General features: G+C 44.4%; 9 protein-coding genes. 2 read left to right on the top strand and 7 right to left on the bottom strand.

Translation table 11 applies throughout. The features are described 5' to 3' along the window. Positions 1-7: 7 nt before the first annotated feature. Positions 8-1492 carry a putative basic amino acid antiporter YfcC gene (gene yfcC / locus VT06_RS09030; protein ID WP_082122485.1) on the bottom strand — a complete coding sequence of 495 codons (1485 nt, stop codon included), beginning with the start codon at positions 1490-1492 and terminating at the stop codon, positions 8-10. A gap of 60 nt (positions 1493-1552) precedes the next feature. Then, positions 1553-4372 (bottom strand): TonB-dependent receptor domain-containing protein, encoded by a 2820-nt coding sequence (locus VT06_RS09025; protein WP_046553974.1) that lies wholly within the window; start codon positions 4370-4372, stop codon positions 1553-1555. Positions 4373-4804: 432 nt separating this feature from the next. Between VT06_RS09025 and VT06_RS09020 the strand changes: the two genes are divergently transcribed. Both VT06_RS09020 and VT06_RS09015 read left to right on the top strand, forming a co-directional pair. Beyond that, a complete protein-coding gene (locus tag VT06_RS09020) occupies positions 4805-6646 on the top strand; it encodes a cyanophycinase (protein WP_046553973.1) in 1842 nt (613 codons plus the stop codon). A gap of 41 nt (positions 6647-6687) precedes the next feature. Beyond that, entirely contained in the window at positions 6688-8979 is a 2292-nt protein-coding gene (locus VT06_RS09015) for an ATP-binding protein (protein ID WP_046553972.1), read from the top strand. A gap of 38 nt (positions 8980-9017) precedes the next feature. Here VT06_RS09015 and arcA read toward each other — a convergent pair whose 3' ends face one another. The 5 genes from arcA to trmB form a co-directional block, all read right to left on the bottom strand. Then, a complete protein-coding gene (gene arcA / locus VT06_RS09010; protein WP_046553971.1) occupies positions 9018-9725 on the bottom strand; it encodes a two-component system response regulator ArcA in 708 nt (235 codons plus the stop codon). Between the two features lie 198 nt (positions 9726-9923). Next, on the bottom strand, positions 9924-11654 hold the full coding sequence (locus VT06_RS09005) for a HAMP domain-containing sensor histidine kinase (protein ID WP_046554061.1): 1731 nt from the start codon (positions 11652-11654) through the stop codon (positions 9924-9926). Between the two features lie 140 nt (positions 11655-11794). Next, positions 11795-12133, bottom strand: coding sequence for a hypothetical protein (locus VT06_RS17535; protein ID WP_052750209.1), 339 nt, complete (start codon positions 12131-12133; stop codon positions 11795-11797). Positions 12134-12137: 4 nt separating this feature from the next. Then, the gene (locus VT06_RS08995; protein ID WP_046553970.1) at positions 12138-13157 is read right to left on the bottom strand and encodes a class I SAM-dependent methyltransferase; all 1020 of its coding nucleotides are present in this window, start codon (positions 13155-13157) and stop codon (positions 12138-12140) included. After that, a complete protein-coding gene (gene trmB, locus VT06_RS08990; protein ID WP_046553969.1) occupies positions 13157-13897 on the bottom strand; it encodes a tRNA (guanosine(46)-N7)-methyltransferase TrmB in 741 nt (246 codons plus the stop codon). The genes VT06_RS08995 and trmB overlap by 1 nt, the downstream gene beginning before the upstream one ends. Positions 13898-13903: the final 6 nt, after the last annotated feature.

Here is a 13903-nt window from a genome sequence, read left to right as displayed (position 1 = left end):
AACCTCGTTACTGATACCCGATAGCAACCGCTATCAGCATAAAAAGACTGGCCAATGCAAACAGCCACAGCTGTAACTTCCAAAAAAATTTAAACCATATTGTCCAATCAATTCTTACCACGCCCAAGCAACCAATTAGCGCCGCAGAGGTAGGAATAATGCAGTTTGTTAAACCATCACCCAGTTGAAAAGCTAATACGGCAATCTGGCGGGAAAGTCCGACTAAATCGGCTAGTGGTGCAATAAGTGGCATAGTTAACGCCGCCTGGCCGGAACCAGAGGCAACAAAAAAATTAATTACCGATTGGATAATCAGCATTAACCACGCAGATAAATAGGCCGGTAAATCGGCCAATGCCTGACCACTATAATAAAGCAAGGTGTTAAGTACCGACGGTGAATTAGGTTCATCTCCCCCAAGCAATAGCACGATACCTTTGGCCATACCGACAATTAGTGCGGCTGGTAGCAGTTCTGCTGCACCATGTTTAAAGCCATCAGCGGCTTCGTTCATGGTTAAGCGTTTACCGAGTACCGCGATAACGGCGATGACAATGCCAATAGTAAAGAATTGGCTGGCAAGCTCTGGAATAAAATATTGGCGAGTGGTAACACCCCAGATGATCCAGATTAAACCAGCGAAAAACGCCAGCAAGATAATGCTATCAAGCTTGTTGTAGTCATTTTTTGCTTCAGCACGTTGTTGTGCTTTAAGCTTTTGATCGGTACTAAAGCTTAATGACAGCTCAGGCTTCGCTTTTACCCTAGCGGCGTAGCGCATGGTAAAAATCATACCAAACAGGGTAAATACCAGCCACATGGCAATACGTAACTCTTTGCCCGACATTAATGGTATTTCAGCGATGCCCTGTGCAATAGCCACATTAAAGGGGTTCATCCACGAGGTGGCAAAGCCAATTTGGGTAGCTACATAGGTTACCAGCACGGTGGTAATAGCGTCATAGCCCAGTGCCAGCATTAATGGCAGCAGGATAATGCAAAATGCAATGGCTTCTTCGCCCATACCAAACACCGCACCGCCTAATGAGAACAGACCGAACATCAGCGGAATAAACACGAATTCCATCTGTTTGGTTTTGTCTATTAACGCCAGAATGCCGTTATGAATAGCACCGGTTTTCATAATGATGCCAAAGGCACCGCCTGTTAGCAGAATAAATGCCACCACACCAATGGCAGAACCCCACTTATTGCCAGATACCAGCCCCTCGAAGGCGTAGTTAAAAAAGCCAATTCCACCGCCCTCAGCAAACAGTGGCACTCCTTGCTGCGCATCGGTGGCGAGGGTAAAGCTGTTTGGGTCAATTTTGCCCTTAAGTTTGGCTGCGCCCTCTGCAACGGGTGCGGGTTCGGTTAGCGTAAAAGAGCCCGCCGGGATCAGGTGCGATGCTATGGCCGCCAGAATCATCACAAAAAATAAAATGACAAAGGCGTCCGGCATCGACGTCGGTTGTTTTACTTGGTTAACCATAGAGTAAGCCCCTAGGAACTGTTGAATAAATAGGGGGAGTATGGCTCCCCCCAGTTCATTTTAGAAGCGGTAGCTTGCCAGTACTCGATAGTTGCGGCCCAGTGCATCATGGTTAATGAAATCCACATTTTTGCTGCGGCCAAACACAAATGGCGGATCTTTATCCAATAAATTGTCGATGTTGACACTGATTGTAAAGTTATCGCTGAAGTCATAGCCAAAGTTGGCATTAACTTTGGTCCAAGACGGTACACGTCTGTCCAGGGATACGGCAAGCACTTCAGTAATGAAGTCCTGGTCAATTTGATCCAGCAAGCGGATTTCATCCTGGTAGTCACTGGTGTAGCTTAAACCTACAGAGCCAAACGCTCTATCGCCTGACCAACGTAGTTTCAGACTGCCAAGGTTCTGCGGGTAGCGAAACGAATCAGCTAACTGTTCAGTTCCGGAAAATAAAGTGCGCTCTTTTTCAAAGCTAATCAACCTGGTGAAATCAGCCGAAAATGTTAGTCGGCCAAAGTCGGTATTGAAGCGATGGGTATAGGTTAAATCTACACCCCGGGTTTTTTGATTCCCGGTATTTTCCAGCAGCAATATGTGGTCTCGGCCGAGAATAGGGTCTGATCCTGCAAACTCGCGGTAATCTGCTACCAAAGCGGCTAAATCACCGTTGAAACCGCTCTCTAGGCCCATGTCATCACAGAACCAGTTGTCGAATGACAAGCCAACCTGATCAGCTGGTACCAAGCCACAAAAGCGTACCGAGTTGTCAGTTAATGAGCGAAGGAACATAGACTCTAAATCTGTGCCGATAGTTTTTTTGTGGTCAAACTGCCAATAGTCAACAGTAAAGGTAGCTGTGTCAGAGGGGCTCCATGCAAAACCCAGGTTAACTGATTCGGATTCCTCAGCTTTTAAGTTGGCATTACCCAGTTCAAGGGTATTTGGCGTAATTTCGCCACCGGCATTGTTGCCACAGAAGATAGCGGCGTATTCGCTTAAACATCTGGCTGTCGTGCTGGTGGTTCTCAACTCGGTACCCGCTTGGGTTAAAGACGGTGCTCTGAACGAGGTTGCCCAAGAAGCCCGCAACACCAATTCATTAATTGGCCGCCAGGTTAAACCCACTTTAGGATTAAAAGTACTACCAAAGTCATCGAAATGGTCAAAACGGCCAGCTAGTTGCAGGTCAATAGTGTCGCTGACAGGTGCAAAAAACTCGGCATAAGCGGCAAACTGATTACGTTTTGCACTCGATTGACTAGAGCCAAAACCGATGACATCAACAATATAGCCGCGATCAAACCGTGCTTTGGCGTTGTCAGATGGCGTGTCAGATATTTTTTCCTGCCGAGCTTCTATACCAAAGGCAGCAGCAACTGGGCCAGAAGGCAAGTCGAACAGATCGCCGGTTAAACGTAAGTCGACCCCTAGTAATTCAGACTTACCTTTGCGGGTTGGAAATTCTTCAATAATAGCCAATGCTTGAGCATTATCGAGCTGACCACTAAAGGGGTTATACCACAGGCCACCTGCATCTGGCGCGCAGTCAGTGCTGCCATCTGCACATAGCTCACCAAACAGAGCGGCGTTAAATTTATAGCGGTTGTAAATGCCCGACAATGCTTGTTGATCTGATTCGCTGCGTGAATACAGTGCCGCAGCTTCCCATTCAAAGTCGGCCACAGTGCCGGTAACACCGGTTACCAGGCGCAAGGCATCGGTGGTGTTTTCAACTTTACGCGGGTCTATAAATCGGGCACGAAAACGCACGCTACTAATATCATCGCGTAACAAACTTAACAGCTGTGAATTGGCCTGAATGCCAGGGTTGTCAATTGAGGTAAACATCCTGGACGTTGAATCATCAAGGTTTGCCATAATAGCTGGCGAGCTTTGAGCGGTAGATTTAGAGCGACTGATAAAGAAATCAGTAAAGAAATTGGTATTACCTATTTCTTTGTTAAAAATAAAACCGGCTGAAGCGGCTTCCATCTCTGGGCGAATTTGGATCTGTGAATTAGGGTTGTAGCCACACAAATCATCATCGAAACTGTCGCGCCAAACCAGCTCAGCTGGACATGCCGGATCGGCAAAACCGAAGCCATCTTCGGCTGATCGGAAACTAACGCTGGGGTACTGACCGGTATAAAACACATTTAAGGCGTTTTTAGTTATATCGCGGTCTGCATAAGCAAAGGCTTTACGTTCAAAATAATCAGCAAAAACTGTTAAGTTACCACCGGCAATATCGGTGCCGTAAATGAAATTAACGTTGGTTTTACCTTCATTACTACTGGCGGTTGAGTTGCCGTAACTGGCATTTAACTCTGCACCGCTGTAATCTTTTTTCAGCACATAGTTAATCACTCCAGCTACTGCGTCAGCACCATAAATAGCTGACGCGCCAGTTGCCAAAATTTCTACTCTCTCAATAGCATTAATTGGAATAGAGTTTATATCCACAAAGTTCTCTGTACCAGCGGCAAAAGAAGATGCAGCAATACGGCGGCCATTGATCAGTGTTAAGGTGGAAGATGGGCCTAAGCCGCGTAACGATGCAGCTGCTTGGCCCGCAGGGGTGTCGTTAGATCCGGTGCCGCTCTCTGTGGTATCAAAAGTACCCGAGCCACCACGCAACTGGCCAACATCTTTTAGTAAGTCATAAATGGTGCTGGCACCTGAGTTTCTGATGTCTTCAGCAGAGATAACCACCAGTGGTTGAGTACCTTCCAGATCCACGCCTTTGATGCGCGAGCCGGTCACTTCTATTCGTTCGACTTTTTGTTCTTCTTTGGCGGTTTCTTGCTGTGCATAGCTAAAAGGAGACGTTAGTAAGCTGCCGGCAATAGCCAACGCTAGCGGGGTTAATTTACGCATAGTTACACCTGTATAGTTTTCGATGTGCGATCAGCTAAGGATTGGGCACACGCTTTGTTTTATTTTTTTTTTTAACGGGTTTGTTTAAATAAAAAGCCTCAGGTCAACCGCAGTTGCCTGATAAGTTTCTATTCGTTAAACCACTCAGAAAGGTAGTAAGACGAATAGTGATATGAACCGAGCATTATTGCTTTCTTTAACATATCGCTACTTTAAAAAGTTAGAACAAAATTCATCAATTGCATTGTGCAACGATATTTTGGTGACTTCAGGCGTTATCAAATAAGGCTAAAGACAATCTTATTTCTACTTCTAATTGGCAAAGATGTCAATACAGGATAATCTACAACCACTAAATATAGGGATTAGCGCTTAAGCGCATAACCAGTTTTCAGCAGGCAGCGCTGCCTGAATAACAATAAGAAAGAGCCGATGAAAAAAATAACTGCTTGTTTCTCAGCCATTTTATTGGCATTGCCGGTTTTTACTCTTAGTGCTAATGATGAAAATAGGACACTGCCAGACTACTCAATGTTGTTGATGGGCGGTGGCCTGGCAACCTGTAGCTCTACTGCAACCCGCTATTGCACTTCAGCTGATGTATTTTCTGCTGCAGCAAAAAAAAATAATCAATATCAGCTTAGTACCAGTCATTTGCAAGCCATTAATAGTGTGGGTTTTTGGTCAGAAGATCGGATAATCGAGCAACAACAAACACTAGCAATTTTAGAGTTTTTACGTGGGCAGTTAGGTGAAGAAGTTATTGCAGAACGGGAACTAATTCGACTGTGGCGAGGTGCTGAAATTGAAGTGGATGGTATTTGGGTGTCAGGTCGAACAGTTTATACAGGCCTGAGTAGCCGCGAACTAAGTTTTGTTCTGGACCAATTGGAGGTGCCGGTGTTAAACGCTAGTACTGCTGGGCGTAGCAACGAGCGTAGTCGTGAGTTTGCCGATTTAGCGCAAACCAGCAATGGCTTTAGTGTTGAATTATATAATCAGTTTGTGGCAATGGCGCAGCAAGTGGCAGGTGATAAACGTAAACCCCGTATTTTGGTGGTGACGGCCTCGTCACGCGATCCGTTTGCGGCAGTTGACTTTTACACTAATTTACTTAAAGAAGCGGGTGCAGAAGTTAGCTGGCTGCCAATAACTGCGGCGTATCAGGCTGCCTGGCAGGATGAAGAGCGCAATAGTTGTGCTAATTTAGAGCAACATCTGGCTGAGCAACATGGTAGCTATCAGCGACAGCGGGTTTATGCGGATTTAATGGCAGAAAAAGTCGCGTTTTGTCGTGCCGGTAGCAAAGGTGCCATAGCGCAAATTCGGCGTTCAGATGGCATATTTTTTAACGGTGGCGATCAGAGTTTAACGGTTAAAGCGTTTCGTTTGGCTGATGGTTCTGCTTCATCTGAATTGCAGCAAATTGAACGAATGTTGCAAGCTGGACAAATAGTTATTGCGGGTACTAGTGCCGGCACAGCGGTAATGTCTGGTGGCAGTTTTGCTGGGCAACGCACGCCAATGATTACCAATGGTGATAGCACAAGTGCCTTGTTGTATGGCGCATTTGACTTAGCACCACCAGCTGTGGGTTGTGACAAAGACCAGAGCTGCAGTAACGGTTTGGCTGAAAACCATTTAACCTACAATAGTGCTGGTGGTTTGGGCTTGTTCCGTTGGGGTGTGCTGGATACCCATTTTTCAGAGCGTGGCAGGCAAGGCCGGTTAATTCGCTTGTTGCACGATAGCCAGAACCGTTTTGGTTTTGGTATTGATGAAAATACTGGTTTGTTAGTCGGTTTTCGCCGTAGTGATGATGAACCCGAAGTTCGATTTTCGGTTATTGGTGAAGCTGGGGTTTTTGTAGTTGATATGGCGAGCGCCAGCAGTAGTGGTGAGGGCAGTGCACTAACTCTGAAAAAGGTCACTAGCCATTATCTTACTCGTGGCGATGAAATGGAGCTTAGCGCTAATCAGTTACGCAGCCGTTTTGCCAACTGGAAGTTTGCGCCGAATAATCTGGCACAACCACTGCTCAGTTCTGGTGATATATTCGAGCGTGATAATTATAAACAATTAAGCCATTTACTTTGCACCACTCAGGCACCAAAGGCTGACGGCCGTGCGGTAAGGGTCGGGCAAGGTTTCGCTGTTGCCATTTATAAATATCATAGTTCTTATGCTCGCCAGGGTACTTTTAGACAACAGGCAGAAGATATTTCATACTGTTCATATCGCAATATGATGGTTGACTTGCAACCTGCCAACTAAAAAGTGGCTTGGGTTAAAAACTGCGGTAAGGGTAGGGCATAATGCAAAGTCCGGTACACCCACAGGTTAAAGCATTTGCAGGATTAATGAAGCGTTGGGGTAAGTTACGCCTTGGTGCTTTGCTGCTAGTTAGCTTACTGATTCTGCTGGTGTTGGTACATTATTGTTATGCGGCCCTGTTGGCGGTGGTCGTTGACTGGCAAATGCTGCAATCACAACTATGGTTAGCGTTGTTAACTGCCCCGATTGCTATTCTTATTATCTTTTATTTAATACTGCACTTAGATGCTGCTTTATTATATTTGCAAGATTCGGCACACCAGGAACGGCTGCTAAACCAAAATATGCAAGACAGCATTCGCCAACTTAATTTTGAGATTGAAGAGCGAAAAAAAGCGTTTCAGGCCAAACGGCGAGCAGTAGATGAGTTACGTAAAGAAATCTCTGAGCGCAAAAAAACCCAACATGAACTGGAAGAGCAGAGCTTACTGATCCGTTCTATTGTCGACAGCTCTCCGGATCTTTTTTACTACCGGGCTGAAAATGGCCAGCTGGCTAGTTGCAATAAAATGTTTGAAATTATTATGGGTAAGTCTGCGCAAGAGCTTATTGGTCATCATCCGGCTGAGCTTTATACCGAGGACAGTGCCCAGGCTGCCTTTTTAACTGAGTATGAAGAAGCGGCAGAGCAAACTGAGCTAACACTGGATGTAGAATTTGTTAAACCGGATGGCCAATTACTCTGGTTTGAAATGCGTAAAGTCCCTTTTTATGACCGGCTAGGTCGCTACATTGGTTTGCTGGGATTTGGCCGGGATATAACGTCGCGTAAATTGGCAGAACAAGCATTAGAAAAAGCCTATCAGGATAAAGGTAAATTTATTGCGACATTAAGCCATGAGCTCAGAACACCGCTCAATGGTATTGTTGGTTTAAGCCGACGTTTACTAGACAGTACTTTAGGTGTTGAACAACACAGCTGGGCAAATACTATCTTTAGCAGTGCAGAAACACTGGGTAATATTTTTAATGATATTATAGACTTAGATAAAATTGATCGGCAAGATTTAGATATTGTTTATCAAAGCATTCATATTCAAAACTTTTTAAAAGACATTGCTAATTTTGCTGAGTTGATTTGCCAGCAAAAAGGCCTCAAATTTGACATGATAATACGTGGTGAATTGGATTGTTATCTTAATCTGGATGCCACCCGTTTGCGTCAGGTACTGTGGAATTTACTGAATAACGCCGTTAAATTTACTGCCGAGGGCCAGATCACTTTAGATTGTTCACTCGAGACGCATCCTGCTGAGCTGCTATTTAACGTTAAGGATACTGGCATTGGTATTGCGCCGGTTGAACAAGAGCGCATCTTTGATATGTATTATAAGTCAACCGATGGACGCCGTTTAAGTATAGTGGGTTCTGGCATTGGTTTATCGGTATCGCGGGCTTTGGTTGAGGCAATGGACGGCAGCATAGTAGTAAGCAGCAGGCCTGGCGAGGGTAGTTGTTTTAGCGTGTGGCTACCAACTGAGCAAGTAGCGGCACCGAGCAATAGTACGGTAACGTGCCCTGCACTTACCATACTGCTGATTGAAGATGTTCCGCTTAACGCTGATATAGCAACGGCCTTGTTGGAGCAACGCGGCCATACCGTTATTCATGCAGAGACCGGCGAAGACGCCTTAGCCTTGCTGGAAACCGAAGATGATATCGATTTAGTCTTGTTAGATATGCAGTTGCCCGATATGAATGGTGATCAGATAGCACGGTATATACGCAGCGAAAGTCATTTGCAGAATATTCCGATAGTAGTATTAAGCGCTAATGTCAGAAAAGCAGAAGAGCAATTAACTGATATTCAGGTAGATGGTGCCTTAGCTAAACCCATTAATACCAACAAACTTGATCAAATGCTGGCAAAGTTGTTTTCACCCAGTGCGTTGAAGTTGCAGCAACGTAATATGATTAAACCGCTAAGCACTGAAAACCAGATACTTGATTTAGCTATTTTGCAAGATTATCTGCAATCGCTGGGGCGTGATGCGATGAAGCGCAGTATTCAGTTATTTGCTCAGTTATTACCTGGTTACATTAATAAAATGCTGGAAGCGGTGGTGCAACAACAGCCGGAGGATTTCAAAGAATCGGCTCACAAGCTTAAAGGCGCGGCTGCATCCGTAGGGCTGTTATGGGTTCAGCGGCAAGCTGGGAAATTCGAACATGAACCGATTGTTTGGCAGGGTTTGGAACGTCAGTTAGTGGATTATCACTTAAAAACAGAGCAGCACCTGGCTGCTCTGCATCAGTTTATTGAAGCTAACTAAGGTTATATACCCGTTGTACTTGAGTATAATTTGCTTAATTACTTGTCGATTTTACCAACAAAGCGATAGCCTTCACCGTGAATGGTGCTAATTAACTCAGGGCTGTCTATGTCGGATTCAAAGTGTTTACGGATCCGACGGATAGTAACGTCTACAGTACGATCATTGGGGCGCAACTCACGGCCTGTCATATGTCGGATCAGTTGTTCGCGGGTAAAAATTTTACCTTGTGTATCAAGCATTAAGCGTAAAGCCCGGTATTCACCTTTTGGTAAACGACGCGCCATACCTTTAGGAGAGGTAAGGTTACGACTGTTTTCATCCAAGGTCCAACCATTAAACTTAACGATACTTTTGTGCTCTTCTACTACAGGTTGCGCGACGGTGCGGCCTAATAAGTTGCGAGCACGAATAGTTAATTCGCGCGGGTTAAATGGCTTAGTCAGGTAGTCATCAGCACCAATTTCTAAGCCGAGGATCCGATCAACTTCGCTGTCACGACCAGTTAAAAATATTAAGCCTATATTTTCTTTCTGGCGTAATTCACGCGCCAGGATCAGGCCATTTTTACCCGGTAAGTTTATGTCCATTACGACCAGATTAACCGGATTTTGTTCCAGTTTTTGATACATCTGTTCGCCATTAATTGCTTCGATGACGTCATAACCTTCACCCTGGAACAGATTAACCAGATTGAGTCTGGTAACTTCTTCATCTTCAACGATAAGAATCATAGGTGTTTGCATTAGAGTTGAGCCTTATGTGTTTTTTTTGTGAACGATATAGCGTACTAATTACTATAGTTGACGAAGACATGTCAAATAATGTCTTAATTATAGCGGGGTGGCCAAATGTTAACAAGATATTTGTTAACATTTGGCCCGAAGCGAGTATAGAGCATGTGCTCAACCGTTTATTGTTTAATTAAAACAGTGAGTTAATCTTTATTTGGTTTTATAGCTACTATTGGCTATCGGAAAGTCTATCAGAGTCTCGACGCCTTCTCCCAAACAACTGTTAAACACAATTGTGCCATTTAGTGCCTGAGTTACCAGATTATAAACCAGATGCATACCCAGGCCACTGCCGCCTGCACCGCGCTTGGTGGTAACGAAGGGATCAAATATCCGTTTCTTTATTGTCTCTGGCACGCCGCTGCCATTGTCCCGATAAGTTAATCGACAACGACTGCCATCAATTGTTACGACGATCTGCATTTCGCCATGCTTGTTGTTGTCAAATGCATGGATCAGACTATTCATAATAAGGTTAATCAGAATTTGGTTTATCGGCCCGGGTTTACTGTCTATTATGAGTTCTGGCGGACAATCAACCAACACCCGATGTTGGTTTTTTTTAAGTTTGGGGCCTAAAGATAACAACACTTCGTTGATTAATTGAGCCATATTAAAATGTCGCTGACTATCGTTAGATTGGTCAACTGCAACTTGCTTAAAGCTACTGATTAAATTGGCAGCGCGTTCCAGGTTGCGATAAACAATGCCCAGGTTTTCTTTACTTTCGCTTAAAAAACGTTCTAGCTGGGAGGACGTTAATTTTTTATCAGTAAACGCTCGTTGGATGTCGGTTAATCGGTCTTGTAGCAAGGTTGATGCCGTAACACCCAAACCAATGGGGGTATTTACTTCGTGCGCTACACCAGCGACCATCTGACCTAAACTGGCCATTTTCTCAGTTTCAACAATCTGGTTTTGATATTGATGTAAAGTTGCAAGGGTATTCAGCAGTTCCTGGTTTGACGCTTTCAACGCCATAGTCCTGTCATTCACTTTTTGTTCTAATTTTTGATAAAGCTCACGAATTTCTGATTCAGAGTGTTGCTGCATAATGATTTGTCGCTCTATTTTGTCTAACATTGCATTGAGTGCTTTACCCAGTACGTTAAATTCCTCGATGCTGTTGTGCCCGGCCCGAACCTGATAATCTTTGTCTTTTGCGACTTTTTGCACGATGAAAAGCAGTTCATTAATTGGCGCGCTAAAACGTTGCGCCAGTTTTTTGGTAAGCCAATACACAATACTAAGCGCGCTTAAAATAATTAATAAGTTTAACAATATCCGGTTCTGAATGTGATTTTGCAGATCTTGTTGGCTGGCTCTGATAAAGACATAACCAGACAATGTGCCCTGCTGGCGTATTTCCTGGCTAATCTCAATATAATTATCACTGATAACAGGTGTGGCAAAGCTAGCGACCTTATCAAACTGAGTAGGATAAGGTCCAATACTGGGAGCGTTGTAAATAGAATATAGTTGTAAGGAGTTTGTGTGTTGTGGCAAACGATATATATGGATGTTATAGAGCATGGGTACCGCCATAAATGACCGTAAACGACTCTCTTCAAGACTGGCATAATCATTGAAAACATCATTGGAAACGTCATTTAAAATAATGTCTTGTGCATCTGTTGGTGCTGGCGGCAACTTTGAAATGGTTTTTTCGGCACTGGCAAAACTTTGCTGAGCATTAAAAGCAATGATACTGGCATAACTGTTTAACTCATTAATCAGCGCTTTACGCTGTTGTTTAATATCTTGTAACGTTGAGACAAACATAGCAACGCAAAGCGTAAGGCTACAGATGGCCATCACGCCCAAAAACAGCGCGTTGCTTATGCTGCTGGTTTTATTACTTGAGGTTGCTACTGCGTTCATGCGTTGCTCACTGTTGGCCGGCATTGCTGCAACTTTTTAATATTATTGAAATGATGTTATGCAGTTAATGTCGTTTTAGCAAACCTCTTTAATAACAGGCTGAAGCATATGTGGCAAAGCCGGATAATTTTCCTGTTGAATTAACGCTGGCGTTTTACGATAGCCAGGATCACCGTTAAATCACTACCAAGCTGCGCTTCGAATTGCCGCCGGCTCATGTTTTGTTCAATTTGTTGCTGTTCACCCTTTACGGCTTTAATTAACGGGCTGAAATCGGTGACACAGATACAAAGCAACTGTACGTTACTTTGTGAAGGTAATTTATCAGCACGGTATAGCTGGTGGGGGCATGCTGTCTGGCGGTTTTTTGCTTGTATACATGGCAAAGACGTTGCTGCATAAACAGGCAATAATAGCGTAAGCACTGTGCTTATCATCAAACTAATAACCACAGTAAGCATGCCCGCCACAGATCTCATGGTGTTACCTTTTAATTGCCTGATAAATAATAAAACCGTTTGCTTTTGCCAGCATAGCAACATTACCAAAAGTTTGCTCAAGCAATTCCTGATAGGCTAAATGACTATTTGCGACCAGTGTTAAACTACCACCGGAGGTTAAGCGAGCTTTGCTTTGGTTAATTAAGGCCTCACTAATGCTATAGTCGGTTTTAATGCCAGTATGAAATGGCGGGTTACTGACAATATGATCGAAGCTAACCGGTTGGACCGGTAAGCCATCTGCAGTAATGACAGTACCTTGCAAATTATTGGCGCTAAGTGTTTGGCGGGTAGCTTCGGTAGCAAGTGCACTGACGTCTGAGCAAAATAGTTTAATAGCGCTGTGGCGTTTTTTTAAATAAGCGCCGATAACGCCACAACCACAGCCAAAATCTAACACATTACCTTTATTGATATGTTGTAGATGATTTAATAATAAGGCAGTGCCGTTATCAAGCTTGCCATGGTTAAAAACCCCGGCAATAGAGCAAGTAGTAAGCTCTGTGTCGTTAATAGTGAATTTATGCTGGCTATATACCGGCTTAAGCAGCTTTTCTAATGAACCCGTAAGGCAATACCACAGGCAATGTTTGGCATTGTCCAGTTTATGCGCTTGTAAACCAAGTTTAGTGGCATGGTTACTAACACTTTTAAGCCCGCCTTTATTGTCGCCAACCAGATATAATTGGCAGTTGTTACTCATGGCGGGTGCTATGGCTGCCAGAGTTAAATTTAATTGCTCTTTACTTTTGGGATAAAAAACCACAACAGAGTCGAATTGACCGCTGAATTCTGGCAGCGCACTAAAATAGCAAGTTACCGCTTCGTGTTGCCAAGCCGTGGCTACGGCAGCGTTGGTAGTATAGCAACTGAGGCTACTTTGAGCCGGCATGGCGGCCAATAAACTGCGGGCCAATGTATCTGCAGCAGGTTCTACAATCAGGATATTGCCGGCGAGATCAGCAATATTACGCAGCAACATCTGGCTGGTGTTAGTAAGCATTAACTTATCCTTTTAAACATAAGATCCCAAACGCCGTGGCCAAGACGCTGACCTCGTTGTTCAAATTTGGTTAATGGCCGCTGCGCTGGGCGTTCCACATAATTATCCGTTGGTGAGAGATTGTTAAAACCGTTAGCACTTTGCATTATTTCTAACATGTGCTCGGCGTAGTCTTGCCAATCTGTGGCCATATGAAACACGCCACCTATAATCAACTTTTGCCGCAGTAACTGCACAAATTCGGGTTGTACTATACGGCGTTTATGGTGCCGTTTTTTATGCCATGGATCAGGAAAAAATAGTTGTACAGTCGTCAGGCTATTATCGGCAATACTGTTGTTTAGTACTTCTACGGCGTCATGTTCAAATAGCCTCAGGTTATCAATGCCGGCAGCGGCGGCATCACCCAGACAAGCGCCCACACCAGGCTTATGCACTTCAATACCAATAAAATTATGCTCAGGTGCATTGCTAGCCATAGTTACCAGCGATTTGCCCATGCCAAAACCAATTTCCAACACAACAGGGGCCTGGCGACCAAATATCTCTGCCAGGTTTAACGGAGTTGCCTGATAACCTAAACCAAATACCGGCCAATGAGCATCCAGGGCATTTTGCTGGCCCTTGGTCAGCCGACCTTCGCGCAATACAAAAGAGCGAATTTTACGCATGTAAGGCACAGTGCTGGTGTGCTCGGTGGTGTCTTGCTGTAGCTCAGGCTGCTCTGGGGTATGGCTCATTATGGG

It is taken from the genome of Arsukibacterium sp. MJ3, from assembly GCF_000987765.1.
In the GTDB taxonomy this organism is placed as follows: domain Bacteria; phylum Pseudomonadota; class Gammaproteobacteria; order Enterobacterales; family Alteromonadaceae; genus Alishewanella.
This window is presented reverse-complemented; position numbering and strand designations above follow the sequence as displayed.